15 protein-coding genes and 2 pseudogenes are annotated in these 20,670 nt (G+C 71.7%); 11 read left to right on the forward strand and 6 right to left on the reverse strand.

Annotated elements, in window-relative coordinates:
* The 6 genes from ACWGDE_RS20015 to ACWGDE_RS20040 all read left to right on the forward strand — a co-directional run.
* On the forward strand, positions 1-1,091 hold a 1,091-nt coding region (locus ACWGDE_RS20015; RefSeq protein WP_453390331.1), incomplete at its 5' end, for an acetate--CoA ligase family protein.
* Between the two features lie 47 nt (positions 1,092-1,138).
* Positions 1,139-1,738, forward strand: a complete 600-nt coding sequence (locus ACWGDE_RS20020; protein ID WP_214953196.1) for a DUF5998 family protein — start codon at positions 1,139-1,141, stop codon at positions 1,736-1,738.
* On the forward strand, positions 1,738-2,943 hold the full coding sequence (locus ACWGDE_RS20025; RefSeq protein ID WP_453390332.1) for an alkaline phosphatase family protein: 1,206 nt from the start codon (positions 1,738-1,740) through the stop codon (positions 2,941-2,943). The genes ACWGDE_RS20020 and ACWGDE_RS20025 overlap by 1 nt, the downstream gene beginning before the upstream one ends.
* A 63-nt stretch (positions 2,944-3,006) precedes the next feature.
* Positions 3,007-3,654, forward strand: coding sequence for a thymidine kinase (locus ACWGDE_RS20030; protein WP_453390333.1), 648 nt, complete (start codon positions 3,007-3,009; stop codon positions 3,652-3,654).
* 230 nt (positions 3,655-3,884) lie between these two features.
* Positions 3,885-4,820 carry a helix-turn-helix domain-containing protein gene (locus ACWGDE_RS20035; protein ID WP_453390334.1) on the forward strand — a complete coding sequence of 312 codons (936 nt, stop codon included), beginning with the start codon at positions 3,885-3,887 and terminating at the stop codon, positions 4,818-4,820.
* Between the two features lie 58 nt (positions 4,821-4,878).
* The gene (locus ACWGDE_RS20040) at positions 4,879-5,265 is read left to right on the forward strand and encodes an SH3 domain-containing protein (protein ID WP_453390335.1); all 387 of its coding nucleotides are present in this window, start codon (positions 4,879-4,881) and stop codon (positions 5,263-5,265) included.
* Between the two features lie 410 nt (positions 5,266-5,675).
* Here the strand turns inward: ACWGDE_RS20040 and ACWGDE_RS20045 are convergent, their stop codons facing one another.
* From ACWGDE_RS20045 to ACWGDE_RS20060, 4 genes and pseudogenes are all read right to left on the reverse strand, one after another.
* The gene (locus ACWGDE_RS20045) at positions 5,676-6,062 is read right to left on the reverse strand and encodes a peptidase inhibitor family I36 protein (protein ID WP_453390336.1); all 387 of its coding nucleotides are present in this window, start codon (positions 6,060-6,062) and stop codon (positions 5,676-5,678) included.
* A gap of 59 nt (positions 6,063-6,121) precedes the next feature.
* Positions 6,122-6,535: a hypothetical protein gene (locus ACWGDE_RS20050; protein WP_453390337.1), complete on the reverse strand. Its 414-nt coding sequence runs from the start codon at positions 6,533-6,535 to the stop codon at positions 6,122-6,124.
* 135 nt (positions 6,536-6,670) lie between these two features.
* Positions 6,671-6,973, reverse strand: a pseudogene (locus tag ACWGDE_RS20055) (M23 family peptidase); the annotation flags it as partial.
* Positions 6,974-7,819: 846 nt separating this feature from the next.
* Positions 7,820-8,377 (reverse strand): annotated as a pseudogene (locus ACWGDE_RS20060) (RICIN domain-containing protein); the annotation flags it as partial.
* 217 nt (positions 8,378-8,594) lie between these two features.
* Between ACWGDE_RS20060 and ACWGDE_RS20065 the strand changes: the two are divergent.
* From ACWGDE_RS20065 to ACWGDE_RS20075, 3 genes are all read left to right on the forward strand, one after another.
* Entirely contained in the window at positions 8,595-11,072 is a 2,478-nt protein-coding gene (locus tag ACWGDE_RS20065) for a tetratricopeptide repeat protein (RefSeq protein WP_453390338.1), read from the forward strand.
* Between the two features lie 138 nt (positions 11,073-11,210).
* Positions 11,211-11,810, forward strand: coding sequence for a thymidine kinase (locus ACWGDE_RS20070; RefSeq protein WP_453390343.1), 600 nt, complete (start codon positions 11,211-11,213; stop codon positions 11,808-11,810).
* A gap of 137 nt (positions 11,811-11,947) precedes the next feature.
* Entirely contained in the window at positions 11,948-13,903 is a 1,956-nt protein-coding gene (locus tag ACWGDE_RS20075; protein ID WP_453390344.1) for a flavin monoamine oxidase family protein, read from the forward strand.
* Positions 13,904-13,967: 64 nt separating this feature from the next.
* Here the strand turns inward: ACWGDE_RS20075 and ACWGDE_RS20080 are convergent, their stop codons facing one another.
* Entirely contained in the window at positions 13,968-15,995 is a 2,028-nt protein-coding gene (locus tag ACWGDE_RS20080; RefSeq protein WP_453390339.1) for a CASTOR/POLLUX-related putative ion channel, read from the reverse strand.
* A gap of 199 nt (positions 15,996-16,194) precedes the next feature.
* Between ACWGDE_RS20080 and ACWGDE_RS20085 the strand changes: the two genes are divergently transcribed.
* Positions 16,195-18,738 carry an MDR family MFS transporter gene (locus ACWGDE_RS20085; RefSeq protein WP_453390340.1) on the forward strand — a complete coding sequence of 848 codons (2,544 nt, stop codon included), beginning with the start codon at positions 16,195-16,197 and terminating at the stop codon, positions 18,736-18,738.
* 60 nt (positions 18,739-18,798) lie between these two features.
* Here the strand turns inward: ACWGDE_RS20085 and ACWGDE_RS20090 are convergent, their stop codons facing one another.
* Positions 18,799-19,584 carry a VOC family protein gene (locus ACWGDE_RS20090; RefSeq protein WP_453390341.1) on the reverse strand — a complete coding sequence of 262 codons (786 nt, stop codon included), beginning with the start codon at positions 19,582-19,584 and terminating at the stop codon, positions 18,799-18,801.
* Positions 19,585-19,766: 182 nt separating this feature from the next.
* Here ACWGDE_RS20090 and ACWGDE_RS20095 point away from each other — a divergent pair, with 182 nt between their 5' ends.
* A complete protein-coding gene (locus ACWGDE_RS20095) occupies positions 19,767-20,627 on the forward strand; it encodes a sulfurtransferase (RefSeq protein WP_453390342.1) in 861 nt (286 codons plus the stop codon).
* The last annotated feature ends 43 nt before the right edge of the window (positions 20,628-20,670 follow it).

The raw sequence follows: 20,670 nt of genomic DNA on the forward strand, positions 1-20,670 counted from the left end.
CCACGGCCCTGGCGGCCGTGGCATCCGCGACCGACCCGGCGCCGGTCCGGCCGGAGCGGGCTTCCGCCGCGGCGGGCGGCGGCGAGCCGACGCCCGGCAGCGGCGAACCGGCCGCGGGCACCGCCGATCCGGCCCCAGGCACCGCTGATCCGGCCGGCACCGCCGAGCCGGCCCCCGGCACCGCTGAGCAGGCCCCCGCCCCCGGCGAGCACGCCCCCGCCCCCGGCATCCCCGCCTATCCCGCCGCCGAGCGCGCCGTGAAGGCCGTCGCCGAGGCCGTGCGGTACGGGCAGTGGCGGCGGGCCAACGCCGTGGCCGGCCAGGTGCCCGAGTACGAGGACATCGACGAGAGCGGGGCCGCCGCGCAGCTCTCCCGCCTCCTCGCCGACGTGGGCGAGCACGAGGTGCTGACCGTGGGGGAGCCCGAGGGGCGCGAGCTCCTCGCCCGGTACGGGATCCGGGTCCTGACCACCCTCCCCGCCCCCAGCGCCGACGCCGCGGCCCGTGCCGCCGCGGTCCTCGGGTACCCCGTGGCCCTCAAGACCACCGCCCCGCACCTGCGCCACCGCGCCGACCTCGGCGGCGTCCGCCTCGACCTCACCACCGAAGCCGAGCTGCGCCGCTCCTACGAGGAGCTGACCCACGCGCTCGGCAAACCGCAAGAGCTGCTCCCCGTGGTCCAGGCGATGGTGCCGCGGGGCGTCGACACCGTCGTCCGCTCCGTCATCGACCCCGCGGCCGGCGCCGTCCTGTCCTTCGGACTCTCCGGAGTCGCCTCCGAACTGCTCGGCGACACCGCCCACCGGCTGGTTCCGGCCACCGACCGGGACGCGGCGGGTCTGATCCGGTCCATCCGCACCGCCCCGCTGCTCTTCGGCTGGCGCGGCAGCGCCCCCGTGGACACCCCCGCGCTGGAGGAGCTGCTCCTGCGCCTGTCCCGTCTCGTCGACGACCACCCCGAAGTGGTCGGGGTGGTCCTGGAGCCCGTGGTCGTCGCCACCGAGGGGCTGTCCGTGCTCAGCGCCACCGTCCGCGTCGCCCACCCGCCCGCCCGCGGCGACCTCGGCCCCCGGACCCTGCCCAGCTACTGAGGTCCGAGGCGGCCGGGGCGCCCCGGACGGGCCTTAGGATGGACCTCATGGCGAAATCCGGTACGACGACCCAGGGGCTGCGCACGGCGATCGAGCGCAGCGGCTACTACCCGGCCCTCGTGGCCGAGGCCGTGGAGGCCGCGGTGGGCGGCGAGCCGATTTCGTCGTACCTGGTCCACCAGGAGACGACCTTCGACTCCAACGAGGTGCGCCGGCACGTCACGGTGCTGGTCCTGACCGGCAACCGCTTCATCGTCAGCCACACCGACGAGCAGGCCGCCGACGCCGGGTCCCCGTCCCCGTACGCGACCACCTCCACCGAATCCGTGAAGCTGTCCGGCATCTCCTCGGTCGTGCTCAGCCGCGTCGTGGCCAACCCGGAGTCCTACACCCCGGGCACCCTGCCCCGCGAGGTCGTCCTGACCATCGGCTGGGGCGCGGTCTCGCGCATCGACCTGGAGCCCGCCGCCTGCGGCGACCCGAACTGTGACTCCGACCACGGCTACACCGGCAACTCCACCGCCGACGACCTCAGCCTGCGCGTGAGCGAGGCGGGGGACGGCCCGGAGGCGGTCCGCCAGACCCTGCTCTTCGCCCAGGCCCTGTCCGAGGCGACGGCTGCCACCTCCGCCGGCCCCGCCCGCTGATGGCGTACTCCGCGGCGCAGAACTGGCAGGACGAGCCGGAGCTGCTGGACCTCACCGCCGCCCCGGTACCGCACTACGGCTCCGGCTCGCTCGCGGACCTGCTGCCCACCCTCGTGGCCGGCCAGGGCGTACCCGGCTTCGAGGCCTCCATCGCCGAGCTGACCCCGGCCGACCGCAACTGCGTGTTCCTGGTCGACGGCATGGGCTGGGAGCAGATCAAGGCCCACCCGGACGAGGCCCCGTACCTCACCTCGCTCCTCGGCAGCTCGCGCGGCGGCACCGGCCGCCCGATCACCGCCGGCTTCCCGGCGACCACCGCCACCTCGCTGGCCTCCGTCGGCACCGGCCTGCCGCCCGCGCGGCACGGCCTGCCCGGCTACACCGTGCGCAATCCGGCCACCGGCGAACTGATGAACCAGCTCCGCTGGCACCCCTGGACCGCGCCCAAGCCCTGGCAGCCGTATCCGACGGTCTTCCAGCAGGCGGACGCCGCCGGCGTGGCCACCGCGCAGGTGTCCTCGCCCGCCTTCCAGACCACCCCGCTCACCAAGGTCGCGCTGAGCGGCGGCACCTTCCTCGGCCGGATGACCGGCGAGGAGCGCATGGACCTCGCGGCCGAGCGCCTCGCGGCCGGCGACCGCTCGCTCGTGTACACGTACTACAGCGAGCTCGACGGGGCCGGACACCGGCACGGCGTCGACTCCGACGCCTGGCGCGGCCAGCTCATGTACGTGGACCGGCTGGTCCAGCGGCTCGCCGAGCAGCTGCCGCCGCGCACCGCGCTGTACGTGACCGCCGACCACGGCATGGTGGACGTCCCCTTCGACGAGGACTCCCGCATCGACTACGACGACGACTGGGAACTGGGCGCCGGCGTGGCCCTGCTGGGCGGCGAGGGCCGGGCCCGGCACGTGTACGCCGTACCGGGCGCCGAGGCCGACGTCCTGACCGTGTGGCGCGAGGTGCTCGGCGACCGCTTCTGGATCGCGAGCCGCGAAGAGGCCCTGGAACTGGGCTGGTTCGGAGCCCCGGGGGAGTGCGACGAGCGCGTACTCGGCCGGATCGGCGACGTCGTGGCGGCCGCCCAGGCCGATGTCGCGATCACCGCCTCCCGCAACGAGCCCAACGAGTCGGCGCTCGCCGGAATGCACGGCTCCATGACCCCGGCCGAGCAGCTCGTCCCGCTGCTCGAAGTCCGCTCCTGACGCTCCCGCCCCACACGCCCCACCCCACCTCACCCACGACCATCGAAAGGTCCTGTACTCCCCATGCCCGAGCTGGTGTTCTTCTCCGGAACGATGGACTGCGGAAAGAGCACCCTGGCGCTGCAGATTTCGCACAACCGTTCGGCTCGCGGTCTGGTTGGTGTGATCTTCACGCGTCAGGACCGCGCCGGCGAGGGCAAGCTCTCCTCCCGGCTGGGACTGGTCACGGATGCGGTCGAGGTGACCGACACGATGGACGTCTACGCGTACCTTGTCGCCGAGCTTTCGGCGGGTGGCAAGGCGGACTACGTGATCGTCGACGAGGCGCAGTTCCTGACGTCGGACCAGATCGACCAACTGGCCCGGATCGTCGATGACCTGGACATGGACGTCTTCGCCTTCGGCATCACCACGGACTTCCGCACGAAGCTCTTCCCCGGCTCGCAGCGGCTGATCGAGCTGGCGGACCGCCTCGAGCAACTCCAGGTGGAGGCCCTGTGCTGGTGCGGGGCCCGCGCCACCCACAACGCCCGCACCGTCGGCGGTGTCATGGTCGTCGAGGGCGCACAGGTCGTGGTCGGAGACGTGAACCAGGCAGCCGAAGTCGGCTACGAGGTCCTCTGCCGCCGCCACCACCGCCGGCACATGACCTCCGCTTCCGCCCACGCCGGTGCCCTCTCCCCGGACGTCCTTCCCGTCCAGCAGGCCTGACCGGCTCTTGGGCCACGGCGAGGGGCCGTCCGACGAAGGCGACGACATCTCGCGAGGGTCGGCGGAGGGAGTGAGGCCGCCGGTGGTACAGCGCTGTCGCGCCTGAGCGGCTGGACGGTCGGAGAGGCAACACAGAAGTTGCGTCTTTCGTACGGTTCTGGCCCTGCGCCTCCGGCTGCAGGCGCTGCACTGTGGTGTGCGGGGCCGGGCTCCCGTGGTTTGCTCGGGGCATGTCACACGGGTTCCCACGCAGCTTTCCCGAGCGGCAGCAGGTCTCGGTCGCCGAGCGTTGGGCCGGGCGGCAGCTGACGCTCCTCGGGCATCGTGCCTGGGCGATCACGGACGGCGTCACGCTCCATGACGTGACCGCCGTGGGGCGTCCGACGTGGTCGCCGGTCGAACCCGGCATGGCCACCGGAATGCATCTGATGCGCTCGGGCTACCTGTTGCGGGAGTCGATGGGCCAGTGTGAGCTCGTCGACACCACCAACGGAACGTTCTCCCATACCGGTCTCGAGGAACGGTCGGCTTTTCCCGGGAGCGGGAGGGTGAGGTTCACCTTCCTCGCCATGAGCGAGGTCGCCTACGGCGTCCACGTCGCGGGGTGCGATCGCTGGCAGGGGTGGCGGCTGAGCGTCAACCTCGCGATCGAGCTGCGGCACCGCAGGCTGCTGGCCGCATGCCGCAGCGCCGACCGGCTGGAGCGGGCGGAACGCCTCTTTGACCTGTTCGACGCGCTGCCGCCGCGCTCGGGTGACCGCCGTCCGCTTGGCCCGGGGACCCGTTGCCGGGCGGCAACGGAGGTCGCGCACTGGCATCTGGTCACCCAGGTGAGGGAGCTCCTCAACAGCGCGGAAGCGACGTCGGCCTCAGGGCTGGACGACCTCGCGCGGGCAGTCGGCTCGTCACCTCACCACCTGAGCAGAGTCTTCCGCCGCACCACCGGACGGACGATCACCGCCTACCGCAACGAACTGCGCGTCCGCGCCGTCCTCGAGGAGCTGGCCGCAGGGGCCGACAGCCTCGCTGACCTCGCCACTCGGCACGGCTTCGCCGATCACTCACATCTCGTCAAAACGGTCCGCCGGAGCCTCGGCGCGACACCCTCGGTGCTTCGCCGTCAGCTGAGCAGCAATGTACAAGCACGCGAGGAACCCGGTCGCTGACCATGGGCAGACCGTGCGGAGCACGCTCGCGCGCCGCACCTCCCCAAGGAGGAAAGTGATGAGGACATTCAGGTCCGGGTCCAGGTCTTCGAAGTACGTGCTAGTGGCCTCGGCGCTGGCCGCGCTTGCCGCCCCTGCGGCCTTGGTCGGCGCGGCCGGCCCGGCGTCTGCGGCGGCGGACTGCGGAACTCAGGGCCACTACCTGGACGGCACCTCGGTGCGCATGACGGCCGGCGTGGCCGCGAACATGCGCTCCGGTTCCAACACGAGCTGCGCCATCAAAGGATGGGCCGACAACCAGGACCGGCTCGTCTACTACTGCTACACCATCAACCCCAACGGGTCCACCTGGACCTACGTCTGGAACGTCACCGATGCCAAACTCGGCTGGGTGAGCGACCATTTGCTGCCCGGTAACGGCTCCGGCGTGTGGTGCGGCTTCTGACCGAGAAAGCACCACGCCTCCCCTCTACGTGACAGCGAGAGAGCATCCGGCTGCCGTGATCTCGTGCTGCTTGATCGAATCGCTTGACCACGGTGTCGGGCTTGGCGGTGGTGGCCGTGATGTGGTGTTTGGCGGGGCGGGTGGCGCCCGGCGGGGGCCGTCAGCTGCGTACACGACCAGAGGTCGGACCGTGGCTGACCGTCGCATCCCTGACAGAGGCCCCGGCCAAGGTCGGAGAGGATTGCTGGCTGCCGGATGCCTCGCTGCAGTTGCGTCCGGACAGCCGTGCGTGCTGGTGGCCCGATGAGGTGGGCCCCGTGCGCCCTGGGTGGGCCAGCTGCTGCGGGCCCACCCTTCATTGCCCTTTGGGGGCGGCCGTCATGCTTGGCCGCCACGCTATGCGTGGCCGTTCAGCAGCTGTAGTACCACTTGTGTGAACGGATCGAATAGTTGCCGGCGAGGTTGCCGTACTGGCCGGGTCTGGTGCAGCCCTTGCGGTTTGTGTAGTTCGCGTCCTGGTAGTACGCGATGTGATCGGGGTATCCGCCGATGCCCATGTTGTATATGGAGCGGGGCACGGAGAAGGCCCGGCACTGGATGTTTCCGGCCTTCCAGTCGGGGTCGTCGACGGTCCACGCGCAGCGGGCGCCGGTACCGTCGGGGCCGGAGTAGAAGCAGACGTAGCCACGGTCACAGTCGTACGCCTGTGTGGCTGCCTGTGCGCTGGGACCGGTCAGGGCGCTGGCTCCGACGGTGGCCAGGGCTACGGCGAGCGTGCGGATCTTGATTGATGTCACTGCTTCCTCCTTGCGAAGTCCCCCGGTGGTCTGCGCTGTTCGGCGTAGGTGTCTTCGCGCTACGGGTAGTTGAGGTAGATGTGGTGCCAGTTGCTGGTCTGGGCGACGGGCACGTTGAACTGGAAGGTCGTGTAGTAGGTGCCGCCGCAGTTCCAGCCGGAGTACGTCTCGACGTCGATGCGGCCCTTCCACCAGTTGTTGTCGACCCAGGCCGGGTCGTTGGGAATGTTCACGCAGATGCGGGCGTATTCGCCGGACCAGATCTGGCCGTTGATGCGGATGGAGGCGGTGATGTGGCGCGGATCGTGGACGGCCAGGTGCTGGCCGTTGCTTCCGGCGTGGGCTGGGCTCGCGGTGCCGGCGAGGCCCGCGAGGGTGAGGCATAGGGCTGTCGCGAACGCGGCGGCGCGGGAACAGTGGGGCCGTTTGGGCGTTGAAGGCAGCGATGCCGGACCGGGGGGTATGGGGCGCATGTGCTCTCTCTCCTGACTACTGGAGGGCGGAGATCTCGGGGGTCGCCGCCAGGGGTGTGCATCCCATGGCGGCGGCAGGAGTGACAGTGCGGGCGGGTCATCGGACCCGGGTCTTGGCGGCCTTCTTGGAGTTGCTCAGCAGTTCGGGATGACGGTGCCGTTGTTGTCGCGTGCCTCGTCGTTGCCCCATCGCGACAGGTAGTAGGCGGAGACGAACTGGTTCTGCCAGGGGTTGCCGCTGTCGAGGTCCGTGCGGAGCCACCAGTGGTTCACATCGGAGCCTGAACTGACCTCCGGCCCCCAGATCTTGCAGAAGACGTAGTTGGTTCCGGCGTTGAGGGTGCCGGTGCGGGTGCCTCCGGGGGCCGTGTATCCGGGGCCTGCAGCGAAGGTGTCGACCCAGAACTTGGTGCTGCTGCCGCCACCGCTGCCGCAGTCGGGGATGTCTCGCCCGCTGTCGTCCTTCGCTTGGTCGTTGCCCCACTTGGACAGGTGATAGGCGGGGACGTACTGGTTCTGCCAGGGGTTGCCGCTGTCGAGGTCCGTGCGCAGCCACCAGTGGTTGTGGCCTTCGGATCCGACGAAGTCGGGGCCCCACTGGCGGCAGTACACGTAGTTGTAGCCCGCGTTGAGCCGGCCAGTGGACGTGCCGGCGGGGTAGGAGCCGGGGCTGCTGTAGCCGGGGGCCGACCCGAAGGTGGTCACCCAGGACTTGCCCCCGGCTGAGGAGCCGCCGCCGCTGCCGGTCCCGGCTACCGAGCCGTCGGTGATGTTCCTGTAGCGGAACACCCGTGTCTTGACGCCGGGCGTGGTGTCCGCGCTGGTGCTGTACTCGCTCCAGTTGTAGATCTGGTGCTTCATGGGGGCGGCGCCGAAGTCGTAGGCCCAGTAGCGGGTCTTGTTGCTGCCTTCGACCCACTTCTCGAAGAGTCGGGTGTGGTGGCCGAGCCAGGCGATGCCGTCGCCGGGGAGGAGGTTGTCCTTGGAGTCGAGTTCGACGGTGTAGGCGTTGCCGCCGCCATTCTCTCCGTACAGGCCCGTGCCGTAGCGGGATGTGTTGTGGGACTCGGTCAGATGCCAGGCCATCGAGACCATTCCCGCGCAGTCGGTGTCGTACATGATGCTGTCGCGGGGGCCCTTTTCGGCGTGCCAGGGGTCCTCGCTGTACGGGTAGCCCTTGTTCATCCAGCTTTCGGCGCGGGCGAGGACCTCGGTTCGGGAGATGCCGCCGCCTGCCGTCGAGAGCCGCAGAGTCCGTTCGGTCACCTGCTCGTTGGCGGCCTTGGGGTCGCAGGTCCACTGGATGACGTGGTCGCCGTCTCCGAACGTCCCGCCCGCGTCGTTCAGGCACTTCCACGAGCGATATCCGGCTATGCGGGCAGCCCCGTTCCCGAAGTAGCTCGTGTCGACGTAGAAATACTGATTGCCCACGTTCGCGCAGGCTTCTAGGACCAGGATGGTGCCGTCGGACCGCGAGTCTCCGGGCACGCTCAGGCAGCGGTCCGCGCCGGCGACGTAGGTGTGGAGGCGGTAGAAGGGCTGCTGCCAGGCCGGGTCGTCCCCTACCTTCTCCTTCGTCCATGCCTGGTTGGTGCCGCCGTTGCAGCCCCAGAGCTGGATCTGTACTCCCGGGCTGTTGTTCGACCCCGGGACGTCCATGCACAGTGCGCGTGAGCCGCCGCTGAAGGTGAAGGTGGCCGGCGCGGCGGTCGCGGCGTCGGTCGGGGCCGCAGTCGCGACATCGCGGCCCAGGACGGGCGTCAGCAGCGCCACGAGGGCGGTGAACAGCACGGCAATCGTGAAGCGCAGGTACGCAGTGGATCGTTCGTGCAGCGGTTGCACGCTTCCTCCAGTTGGTGACAGTCGGCTTGCTGCGGTCAGTGAAGCCGCGCCGGGGCGCCGCCGGAACTGCAGCCACCCAAACCGAACACCGCAATCGAGACAATTCGGCAGTTGGGTAAGCTCCGTGCCCGCCTGTACACGTTGTTAGTCCCGAGGCGCGGTCCTGCGGGCTGACAGGGGACAGCATGGGCGTCGACTGGACGGAGGGTGCAGCGGCATGGGGGAAGAACAGCGCAGGGATCTGCGGCGGGATCCGCCGCCCGCACCCGAGGCGTCAGGGCGAGGGCGGTTCGGTGAGCTGCTGGCCCGGCTGCGGGCGCACTCGGGAGCGTCCAGGCGCGCCATCGCCCGGTACTGCCAGGGCGGCAAGCTCAGTCCGGCCATCCAGGTCAAGAGGGAGAGCAGCGACTGGGGCCGCGAGCGCGGCAACCTCTCCCCGTTCCTCGACTGCTTCATCCGCGCCTGCCTGACCTGCCGCAAGGCATGCAGCGTCTGCCCGGTGGAGGATGTGGCCGCGGGCAGTACGGGCTGCAAAGGGCTGGGGCAGGAAGAGATCACCCGCCTCGTCGAGGCATGGCAGCAGGCATGGTCCGAGCTGCCCGAAGTCGACGGGTGTGAGCTGCCGCCCACCGGTACGGCAGTCCTGGCGGGACGGCAACGTGAGAGCGCCGAGCTCAGCCACCTGCTGCTGAATGCCGAGAACCTCAGGGACGACGTGGCGCGGGCGGTGGCCGTCATCGGGACGCCCGGGGTTGGCAAGTCCACTCTCGCTGTCGACTGGGCGCACAAGCACCGCGAGTACTTTCCCGACGGGGCGTTGTACGCCGACCTGCACGGTTTCCGCCGCGCACGGCATCCGAGGCAGCCGGCCGATGTACTGCCCGACTTCCTGCGGGCCCTGGGCGTGCCCGAGGAAGAGGTCCAGGGCCTTGGGGCCGACCTGGAGGCTCTGCATTGCAGGTTCCAGGGGGAGATGGCCGGGCGCCGCATGATCGTCGTACTGGACGATGCCGCCGACGCCGCCCAGGTCACGCCCCTCCTGTGTCGTGGCAACAGCAGCTTCATCGTGACCACCAGGAGCACGCACGTGCTGGCCACAGCACATGAGCACGAGGGAGCGCAGGACACAGAAGCCGGACGCCCCGCTCTCCGTCCTCTCCCATTGGACGTCCTCACCCCCGACGCCTCGCTCGAACTGATGGCCTCCTTGATCGGCCCAGCGCGCGTACAGGAGGACCCCGAAGCGGCCCGGCGGATCGTGGACTGGTGCGCGGCTCTACCCCTGGCGCTGAGCGTCGTCGGTGTCGCTCTGGCCAGCCGGCCGACAGCTGGCCTGGCCGACGCCGCTGCTCAGCTGGAGACGAAATCCACTGAGAACGGCTCCTTCAAAAAACTTCGAGAGGTTTTCCGCTGGTCGTACGAGCATCTGCCGACAGAGCAGGCCGACCTGTTCAGGGCACTGGGCTTGCATCCGGGGCCGGAATTCGGGGCCGAGGGCGCGGCCGCGCTGCTGGGCTGCACCTTCGATGAGGCAGTTCGCCGGATAGACGCTCTGGCCGCGGCCCACCTGATCCAACCGCGTGCCGCCGCCCGGTTCTCGATGCACGAACTCCTCAAGTCCTATGCGCAGGAACGCGCCGAGGACCCCAGCGACCTGCCTCCCGCCGAACGACAGGCAGCGATACGCCGCCTCGTCGTCCAGTACGCGCGGCTGGGCGACGCCACCGACCGCGTTCTGGCCCCCGAACGACGCCGGGTTCCCCTCACGATCGACGTGATGGCGGTTGAACACGGGGGCGGAGAAGGAGTTGGTGGACAGTGGGCGGCCGGAGACCCGGCCACGACCCAGCAGGCGCTTGCCTGGTGCGACCTGGAGCGTTCCAGTCTGCTGCCCGTCGTCGAACTGGCCGTCCAGCAGACGGACGACGAGATGCTGCGGGAGATGGCCTGGCAGATTCCCGCGCTCTTCGGGGAGTACCTCTACCTCCGGCGGGACTGGAAGCTCATGTACGACCTCCACCAGGCCGCGCTCGGCGCGGCGGCATCCAGCAGCCAGGCGGCAGAGGCCTGGATCTGTACCAACCTGGGTCTCGCGGCCGTGGAGGTCCGGGAGCCCGCCAAGGCGGTCGTGTACTGCGAGAGGGCGCTGGAACTCACCCTGGGCAACGGCGACCGCATGGGGGCGGGAATCGCGGCCAACAACCTCGGTCTGTGCCATCTTGCGGAACGTGACTTCGCACGCGCCGAGGGCTGTTTTGCTGAGGCTCTGGCCCACCATGAAGCCGCTGGCAGCTCCTGGGGGACCGCGCACGCCATGTGGAATCTCGGGAGGACGAAGGCCTCGGCCGCGCAGTGGAGGGAAGCCACCGAGTGGTACGAGGAAGCCTTGGGACTTCACCGGTCCCTCGGCCACGACGCCGTCGAAGGCACGGTCCTATTTGACATGGCCATGGCGCACTCCGCCCGGGGGTACTGGGATCAGGCGGTGCACCTGTACCGCCAGGCGCTGCACATTCGGGAGGCGACCGGCGATCTGCTGGGCACGGCAGCCGTACTGGAGGAGCTCGGCACCGCCCTGAAGCACCTCGGAGACGATGTCGGGGCGCTTGCGGCATGGAGATCGTCTCTGTCCATCTTCGAGGAACTCGCACATCCCCGCGCCCGGCAGGTACGTCTGCTGGCCGGGCCCGCGTAGCGCAACAGCACCCAGTACGACGCCAGTCCACCTCGGTGGCGAGATCCGTGGCCATGGCCACTCCCCTCCGGTCGGTGGCGGCTTCGCGGAGAGTCGTGATGACCTCAAGGTGATGGTGGATACCCGAGTAAGAGGACCCTGGCGCTCCAGATCGGGCACAACCGCTCGGCCCGCGGTCTCCAGGGTGTGATCTTCACGCGTGACGACCGGGCGGGCGAGGGCAAGCTGTCCTCGCGCCTGGGCCTGGTGACGGAGGCCGTCGAGGCGGGCGAGGGCATGGACCTGTACGGGTACCTGGTCGCGCAGCTCTCCCAGGGCGGCAAGGCGGACTACGTGATCGTGGACGAGGCGCAGTTCCTGGCCCCGGAGCAGATCGACCAGCTGGCCCGGATCGTGGACGACCTCGGCCTGGACGTCTTCGCCTTCGGCATCACCACGGACTTCCGTACGAAGCTCTTCCCCGGCTCCCAGCGCCTGATCGAGCTGGCGGACCGCCTGGAGCAGCTCCAGGTGGAGGCGCTGTGCTGGTGCGGTGCCCGCGCCACCCACAACGCCCGCACGATAGACGGCGAGATGGTCGTCGAGGGCGCGCAGGTCGTCGTCGGCGATGTGAACCGCCCGGCGGGGGAGGTCGGTTACGAGGTCCTCTGCCGCCGCCACCACCGCAAGCGCGTGACCTCGGCCGCCGCCCACGCGGGTGCCCTCTCCCCGGACGTCCTCCCCGTCAACCACGGCTGAGCGTCCCAAGGGCGGCCGTACGAAATCCAGTTCGTCAGCACGGGGCGTCGCGCGACGCACGTCCGGGTGGTAGTTGCCCGTGCGGGGGCGTTCTGGCCGTTCGGGCCCGGGCGGGCGGCAAGAGTTGGGTCATGATCATGGATCCCGATGCCGACTCCGGAACCCCCGAAACTCCCGGCGAGCGGCCCGCACCGGCGCCCTCCCGCAGGCCCTCCCGCCGTACCGTCATCGCCGGAGCGGCCGCCGTCGCCGCGGCCGGCGGGCTGACGGTCGCCGTCACCTCGGCCGAGACCTCGCAGGCCGTCCCCGGCGCCGCCGTCGCCGACTGGGGTGCCTGCCTGACGATCGCCCGGGCCATCCTCGTCGTGGACGACGAGGACCGGCCGCTCGTACCGCGCTACGCCGACATCCTCCTGAAGAACGGCCTGCCCCGCTCGCGCCGCCCCGCCAAGAAGGTGCTGATCGTCGGCGCCGGGCCGGCCGGACTCACCGCCGCCCACCTCCTGCGCGAGGCCGGCCACCAGGTCACCGTCGTCGAGGCCAACGCCAACCGGGTGGGCGGCCGGATCAAGACCTTCCGTACCGGCGGCCACGAGAAGGCCGCCCCGGCCTTCGCCGACCCGAAGCAGTACGCCGAGGCCGGCGCGATGCGGATCCCCGACAGCCACCCGCTGGTCACCGGGCTGATGGACGGCCTCGGCCTCGAACGCCGCCGCTTCCACCTGGTCGACGTGGACGGGGCCGGCCGCCCCGCCTACCGGACGTGGATCCACGTCAACGGCATCCGCGTCCGCCGCGCCGACTACGCCCGCGCCCCGCAGGCGCTCAATCGTTCCTTCGGAGTGCCGCGGGCGTACGAGTCCGTCCCCGCCTCGCAGATCGTCCGCAACGCCTTCGCCCCCGTGCGCAAGGAGATCGAGGGCAAGAAGGACAAGGAACTCGTCGAGGGCTGGGCACGCGTCATCCAGCGCTACGGCCACATGTCGATGTACCGCTTCCTCACGGAGGAGGCCGAGCTCGACGAGCGGACCATCGACCTGATCGGCACCGTCGAGAACCTCACCTCCCGCCTGCACCTCGCCTTCGTGCACAGCTTCATCGGCGCCTCGCTGATCAGCCCGGACACCGCCTTCTACGAACTGCCCGGCGGCACCGCCACCTTGGCCGACGCGATGTACGAGCGCGTCAAGGACCTCGTACGGCTCGACCGCCGCGCCACCCGCATCACCCACGGCGAGGGCGAGGTCACCGTGGAAACCGTCTCCGAGGGCCGCGGCGGCAGCCCCGTACGGCGCGAGACCTTCACCGCCGACACGGCCATCATCACCGTCCCCTTCTCCGGGCTGCGCCACATCCCCATCACCCCGGCGCTCTCGTACGGCAAGCGCCGGGCGGTCACCGAACTGCACTACGACGCCGCCACCAAGGTGCTGCTCGAATTCAGCCGCCGCTGGTGGGAGTTCGACGAGGCCGACTGGAAGCGCGAACTGGAGGCCGTGCAGACCGGCCTCTACCGGAGCTACCAGCTCGCGAAGACCCCGGCGGACGGGGCCCTGCTGGGCGCCCACCCCTCCGTGCCCGACGGCCACATCTCCGACGCCCAGCGCGCCCATTACGCCGCCTGCCGCGTCGTCGCCCGCGACCAGCCCGAGGCGGCGGGCGTGATCGGCGGCGGCTCGGCCACCGACAACCCCAACCGCTTCATGTTCCAGCCCTCCTACCCCGTCGAGGGCAGCGCGGGCGGCGTCATGCTCGCCTCCTACAGCTGGTCGGACGACGCCCTGAAGTGGGACTCCCTGGACGACGAGGAGCGCTACCCGCGCGCCCTCGCCGGGGTCCAGGAGGTGTTCGGGCAGCGCATCGAGGTCTTCTACACCGGCGTCGGCCGCACCCAGTCCTGGATGCGGGACCCGTACGCCTACGGGGAGGCCTCCGTGCTCCTGCCCGGCCAGCACACCGAGCTCTTCCCCCACGTCCGCAAGGCCGAGGGCAGCCTGCACTTCGCCGGATGCCACACCTCCGTCAAGCCCGCGTGGATCGAGGGAGCCCTGGAATCCGCGGTGCGGACCGCCCTGGAGGTGCACACGGCCTAGCAGCCGGCCTAGCAGCCGGCCTAGCAGCCGGCCCGGCGGCCGGCCCGGCGGCGCCGTCGGTTCGTCAGCTCTCGGCGAGGACGATCAGCCAGTCCTCCTCGGAGAACCGGACCCGGCGCCGCTTGTCGGGGTTGATCCGCACCCCGTAGTCCGGGCCCGTGGCGCTCCGGGCGCGCAGCCGGTAGCCGACCGCGCATTCCCCGCGCCGCCGCGCCGACTCGACGGCGGTGGCGAACGAGACCTCGGAGCCGGCCCGGACGTAGTCCGCGGCCGGCTTGAGGTGGAACTCGTGGCCCTCCGCCTTGAACAGCTCCTCGAAGACCTCGGCGAGGTACGGGCTCTCCGAGATCTGGGTCATCAGCAGGCTGATCAGCCTGCCGCTCACGATGAAGTCGGTGCCGCCCCGGGCCGGCGCGAGGAGCCGGTTGCCGTCGTCGGACATCTCGGTGGTGAGCGCGAGCTCCCGCCGCGCGGTGTCCCCGATGGCCCGCAGGTGCAGCAGGGTGACCAGCGTCCTGTCGTCCGCCCGCGCCTGCGGATCCGTCGCCGGGGCGATGCAGGCGAGGGGCGCGTCCGGGTCCTCGCCGAAGTCCGGGCCCGGAGCCGCGGGCGCCGTCTCACCGATCACGATCACGCTGTCGTACGAGGGCACGTCCAGCTTGGCCAGGGTGAGCGGGTCGGTGATGTCGCCGTCGTGGAAGGAGACTTCGAGCCGGGTCCGGGCGGCCGCGACGGCCCGGGCGCCGCGCGTGCCCGCGTACGCGCCGAGTGCTACGACGTCCAGGGTGGTTCCCGGGCTCACGTACTGGTCGAGCTGCTCGATGACGAGCGGGGCGCGGCGGTTCCAGCCGAGCAGGAGGATGCGTTCGGCCCGGGCGGTCGGGGGCCCGGCCGTCACGATCGCGTCCTCCTCGACATGGGAGGCCACGTCCGCCCGCACGGCCGTGTCGTCGTCCCGGGAGATGACGATGATCCGGTCGGCCGGGCCGATCGCCGTCCCCGGATCCGGGTTGAGGGTGACGCTCCCGTCGGAGTGCAGCAGGCCGACCGCCGAGGACGTGGCGAAGGACAGCAGCGCCTCGCCGAACGGCCGCCCCACGAGACCCTCGGCGGCGGCCGGGTAGAACTCGTCGCCCGCGAAGTCCAGCAACTCCGAGTAGACGAGCGAGAGTCCGGGCTGCCGGGCCGTCTGGACGAGGAGCCGGGCGACGATGTCGTCGACGCACAGGACGTGTCCCGTGGGCCCGGCGGCCAGTCCGGCGGTCGTGTGGTTGCGGGAGTCGCGGACGGCGGCGACCACCACCACGGCCTGCCCCTCCCCGGACCCGGGGACGGACCCGGGGACGGACCCGGGGACGGACCCGGTGACGGACCCGGTGACGGACCCGGGGACCGCCGCGTCGAGGGCGAGCAGCGTCTTCACCACGTGGGCGTCACCGGCGTCCCCGGTGGGAGGCAGCACCAGCACCGCCTTCGCGGTGCCCGGACTCACCCGGCACAGCTCGGCCGGGTCCGTGGTGCTCCCGCTGCGGCAGATGATCCGGGTCCGGCCGCCGGCGCCGACGCGGGCGGAGATCTCCTCCTCCATCCACACCTTGTCCCGCGGGGCCAGTACGGCGACGGCCGAGCGACGCTGGTTCGCGTTGGCGGCCACCAGCTCCCCGATCACGGGGAAGACCTGGTCCGACCAGCCGAGGACGACGGTGTGCCGCGTCTCCAGCACGGTGGAGTGACCGAGGCGCAGCGACATGATGCGCCGGTTGATGCCCGTGGTGATCAGACTGACCAGGGTCGACACGAAGAGCAGCGCGACCAGCGCGAGCGATACGGAGGCCAGCACGTGGAGCGGGGAGCCGACCGCACCCCCGAGCTTCAGCGTCTGGCCGACGCTGACCCACACGGCGGTGAGCCGGCCGGAGAGGGTGTCCGGAGCGGCCCGGTCGGACCAGACGAGGACCGTGCTCGCCGGGACGACGACGGCGAGGCAGGCCGCGGCGAGCCAGCCGATGAGCGCGGCGGTTCCTCCCGAGACCAGGTGGTCGAAGCGGTACCGGAGGCGGAGCCGGAGTGACGCCGTGTGCTGCTGCGCCACACAAGCTCCCGTACACGAGTCGACGCGCTGACCGGGGCGGCTGCCCGCCGCCCCGGGAGTCACCTTAGGTAGATCGCTGCTCCCGGCCCCCTTCAACCCCCTTGACCTCACCCGGAGGTATGAACGGACGGGGCCTTCCCGGTCCGCCGATTCGGCCGATGGGCCCACCCCTGTTGGATAGTTGGCCTATCTTGCTTTCGTGGACCAGCTGATCACCCAAGACCCGACCCGTATAGGCCCGTACCGTCTGATCGCCCGGCTGGGTGCGGGAGGGATGGGCCTGGTCTATCTCGGCCGCTCCGAGGGCGGGCGCACCGTGGCCGTGAAGGTCGTACAGGCCGAGTACGCCGGGAACCCCGACTTCCGCAAACGGTTCGCCCGGGAGGTGGCCGCCGCGCGGCGGGTGGGCGGGAGTTGGACCGCCGCCGTCCTCGACGCGGACCCCGAGGCCGCCGTGCCCTGGGTCGCGACCCAGTACATTCCGGGGCCGGACCTGCACTCCGTGGTCGCCAAGGACTTCGGTCCGCTGCCCGAGCACTCGGTCCACACCCTCGCCAACCGCCTCTCCCTCGCCCTGCAGGCCGTGCACGAGGCGGGTCTGATCCACCGTGACCTCAAGCCGTCCAACGTCCTGGTCACCGTCGACGGCCCCCGCGTCATCGACTTCGGCATCGCCCGGGCGATGGACAGCCTCGCCGGGGACAGCCTGCTCACCAACACCGGCATGCTGATCGGTTCCCCCGGCTTCATGTCCCCGGAGCAGGTCCGCGGCCTCGAACTCACCCCCGCCAGCGACGTCTTCTGTCTGGGCGCGGTCCTCGTGTACGCCGCCACCGGGCGCCTGCTCTTCGGCGCCGCGGACACCGGCCTGAACGCCCACCTCTTCCGCGTCGCCGAGGAGGAGGCGGACCTGACCGGTGTGCCGGACGCGCTCGCCGGCCTCGTGGGCGAATGCCTGCACAAGGACCCGGCCCGGCGGCCCACCCCGCGGCAGGTGGCGGAGCGTACGGCCACGGACCCGGCCGGGGAGTGGCTGCCCGGCACCGTACTGGCGCAACTCGGGCGGCACGCGGCCCAGTTGCTGGACTTCGCCCCCGCGACGCCCGACGAAGCCCCCGCCGCGCCGTCGGACCCCCGTGTCCCGCCCGCCCGGTCCGCGCCCGGCCCGCTGCCCCCGCCGCCCGAGTACGCCCCCACGACCCCGGCGCACCACGATCCCGCGCGGGGATTCGGCCCGCCCCAGGATCCGCCCCAGGGCCCGCCGCCGGCGGCCTGGCCCGCGGTTCCGACCGCGACCCCGGCGGCGGCCGCCCTCCAGGACTCCGCGTCCCCGCACTCCAGGCGATGGCTGGGCCTGGCGGTGGCCGCCCTGGTGCAGCTGCTGGTGGGGATCGAGGCGATGGTCTTCAACTCCTCGATGTCGGCCGTCCACGCCTTCGGTCTCAGTGGCGAGGACATGGGCCTGCTCTTCACCGCCTACCTCGTCACCTTCGCCGCGCTGCTGCTGCCCGGCGGGTACCTCGCGGACCGTCTGGGACGCCGGCGGACGCTGATCATCGGCCTGGCCGGATTCTCCGCGGCCTGCGTGATCGGCGGCTCCCTCGGCGGTGACGGGCTGGTCTGGGCCCGCGGACTGCAGGGCGCCTTCGGCGCACTGCTGACACCGGCCGCGTTCGCCCTGGTGCCCGCCGGGTTCACCGACCCCAGGCAGCGCGCCAAGGCCTTCGGTCTCTACACCGCCCTCACCGGCGCCGGTTCGGCGCTCTGGCTGCTCTGCTCCGGGCTCCTGCAGGGCTTCAGCTGGCAGATGGCCATGTACGCGCCCGTCCTCCTCGCGGTGGTCCCCCTGATCTGCGTGCTCGCCCTGCCGCGCGACCGGCCGGGCCCCGACGCCGCCCGCCACGACGTCCCCGGCCTGCTGCTCGGCGCCGGCGGGCTGGGCGCCCTCACCTACGGCTTCGCAGTGGTCGGGCAGCGCGACTGGACCGACGTCGCGGCGCTGGTGGCGCTCGCGATCGGAGCGATCCTGTCCGTGGCCTTCCTCGTGCGGCGGAGCACGACGGCCGGCCCGCTCACCGCGCCGTCCGCCGTCAAGGACCGCAACCGTCTCGGCGGCCTCCTCGCCCTGCTCCTGTCGGGCGTCGGCACCGTCATCCTGTTCTCGGCCCTGAACTACTACCTGCTCTACGTCCTCGACTACGGCCAGGCCATGGCCGGTACCCTCCTGCTGCCGATGACCGCCGCGCTCGCCATCGGCGCCACCCAGGTCTCCGCCCGGCTGGCGCACCGCTGGGCCCCCGGCGTCCTGATCGCCGCGGGCCTGGTGCTCACGGCCGGCGGCCTGGTGCTCCTCACCGGCCTCGAGAACGGCGCGGACTACGTGCCCGGAGTGCTGCCCGGCACGCTCCTCACCGGTCTGGGCCTCGGCATCGCCCTGATGCCGATGTACACCGCCGTGACCGGCGGCGTGGGCGCGCGGCACGCCGGCGGGGCCTCGGCCGTCATCCTCTCCGCCCAGCAGCTGGGCGAGGCGGTCGGCGGCGTGGTGCTGGGCGTCGCCTTCGACTTCTACCTGGACATGTCGTCGGGTTCGGGCGTGAACGGAAGGCTGCTGGGCGCCTACACCGTCAGCCTGTGGGCGGCGTTCGGCGCCGTGCTCCTCGGCGCCCTGATCGCGGGCCCGATGGTCACCGGCCGGGCGGACCGGGGCGGGGTACGGCAGCCCTCCGAGCTGCTCCGGTAGGCCCGCCGCGGCCCCGGCCGCCCCGGCGGCACGACCGCCGGGGCCGGGAGGCCCGTACGGTCAGCTCCTGCTGTTGATCAGGGTGAAGACCGCACCCTCCGGGTCCGCCACCGTGGCCAGCCGGCCGCTCAGGCCCTCGCGCGGCAGGGTGACGATCCGGCCGCCGAGCCGTTCGACGCGGTCGGCGGCCTCGTCGGTGTCCTCGACCTCGAAGTACGTCATCCAGTGCGGCCCCCGGCCGTGCGGCAGGGCCCGGCCCACTCCGTGCACGGCGGCCACCGGCCGGCCCTTCAGGAACAGGGTGAGGTAGTCGAAGTCGTCGGAGGCGGTCGCGTGCGCCCGGGCCTCGTGGCCGAAGACGTGCTCGTAGAACTTGTGCACCGTCGAGGTGTCCTGGGTGACCAGCTCGTTCCACACCGGGACGCCCGCGGTACCGGCCGGCCAGGTGCCGAGGTGCGCCCCCGCCTGCCAGAGCCCGAAGATGGCGCCCAGCGGGTCCGAGCAGATCGCCACCCGCCCGGCCGCCCCGGCGTCCAGCGGGCCCACCGCGACCGTGCCGCCGCAGGAGCGGATCGATTCGGCCGTCGCGTCGGCGTCGTCCGTGGCGAGGTACGTCGTCCAGGCCACCGGCAGGTGCCGGTCCGGCGGCAGCTCGCCGATGCCGGCCACTTCCCGCCCGTCGAGCATGGCCCGGACGTACGGGCCCAGCTGCTCGGGGCCCGGCTCGTACTCCCAGCCGAACAGGTCGGAGTAGAACTCCTCGGTGCTCCCGAGGCTGTGCACCATCAGGCTCGCCCAGCACGGCGTGCCGGGCGTGCGCCGCGTTGCTTCCAATACCTCGGTCATGTCGGCCGTCTCCTCCGTGATCAAGCGTGAGGTTTCCCGGAGTGATGCTTCCACCCCGAGGGGCTCGGCGCGCCCCGACCGGCCGGGTTTCGGGGGACGCCGGGAGAGATGACCGAATCAGTGCGGCCCGTCGATGTCCGGCTTGTTACGCGGGGTCTGCGGCGGGGAGCAAAATGGCCCGCATGACTGCGAACGCCATCCCTTCCCCGGTCCTTTCGGCCGCCGATCTGAGGACCGAGCTGGCCGGTCCCAAGCCCCCGGTCCTCCTGGACATCCGCTGGCAGCTCGGCGGCCCCGACCAGCGGCCCGCGTACGAGGCGGGGCACCTTCCGGGCGCCGTCTACGTCGACCTCGACGCGGAACTGGCTGGCCCGGCGGGGTCGGGGGGACGGCACCCGCTCCCGGACCCGGAGGCGTTCGGGGCGGTGATGCGGCGGGCCGGGGTCCGCGCGGACGCTCCCGTGGTCGTGTACGACGGCGGGCTGGGATGGGCGGCGGCGCGCGCGTGGTGGCTGTTGCGCTGGACGGGTCACACGGACGTACGGGTCCTGGACGGGGGACTGGCCGCGTGGACGGCCGCGGGCGGCCCCCTGTCAGCAGAGGTCACCCGTCCGGCGGAGGGTGATTTCAAGCCAAATCCGGGCTCCGTCGGGCTCCTGGACGCGGACGGGGCGGCCGCACTGGCCCGGACGGGGGTCCTGCTGGACGCGCGGGCGGGGGAGCGGTACCGCGGCGAGGTCGAACCGATCGACCGGATCGGGGGCCACATCCCGGGGGCGGTGTCGGCGCCGACCACGGAGAACGTGGGGCCGGACGGACTGCTGCGGGCGCCCGAGGTCCTGCGGGAACGCTACGCGGCCCTGGGCGTGCACGCGGAGGGCCCGGCTCCGGTGGGCGTGTACTGCGGCTCCGGCGTCTCCGGAGCCCACGAGATCCTGGCCCTGGCCTCGGCGGGCATCCCGGCGGCCCTGTACGCGGGCAGCTGGTCCGAGTGGTCCTCGGACCCGGCCCGCGAGGTGGCCGTCGGCGAGCTCCCCGGCTAGCGGCCGGAGGCCGGCCGCGCGCCGTCACGCGAACGTGACGGGC

The organism is Streptomyces sp. NPDC054956 (assembly GCF_053609185.1).

Coding starts and splice junctions, on each gene's coding strand:
- ACWGDE_RS20020 (WP_214953196.1), top strand. CDS start 1,139: ATGGCGAAATCCGGTACGACGACCCAGGGGCTGCGCACGGCGATCGAG.
- ACWGDE_RS20025 (WP_453390332.1), top strand. CDS start 1,738: ATGGCGTACTCCGCGGCGCAGAACTGGCAGGACGAGCCGGAGCTGCTG.
- ACWGDE_RS20030 (WP_453390333.1), top strand. CDS start 3,007: ATGCCCGAGCTGGTGTTCTTCTCCGGAACGATGGACTGCGGAAAGAGC.
- ACWGDE_RS20035 (WP_453390334.1), top strand. CDS start 3,885: ATGTCACACGGGTTCCCACGCAGCTTTCCCGAGCGGCAGCAGGTCTCG.
- ACWGDE_RS20040 (WP_453390335.1), top strand. CDS start 4,879: ATGAGGACATTCAGGTCCGGGTCCAGGTCTTCGAAGTACGTGCTAGTG.
- ACWGDE_RS20050 (WP_453390337.1), bottom strand. CDS start 6,535: ATGCGCCCCATACCCCCCGGTCCGGCATCGCTGCCTTCAACGCCCAAA.
- ACWGDE_RS20065 (WP_453390338.1), top strand. CDS start 8,595: ATGGGGGAAGAACAGCGCAGGGATCTGCGGCGGGATCCGCCGCCCGCA.
- ACWGDE_RS20075 (WP_453390344.1), top strand. CDS start 11,948: ATGGATCCCGATGCCGACTCCGGAACCCCCGAAACTCCCGGCGAGCGG.
- ACWGDE_RS20090 (WP_453390341.1), bottom strand. CDS start 19,584: ATGACCGAGGTATTGGAAGCAACGCGGCGCACGCCCGGCACGCCGTGC.
- ACWGDE_RS20095 (WP_453390342.1), top strand. CDS start 19,767: ATGACTGCGAACGCCATCCCTTCCCCGGTCCTTTCGGCCGCCGATCTG.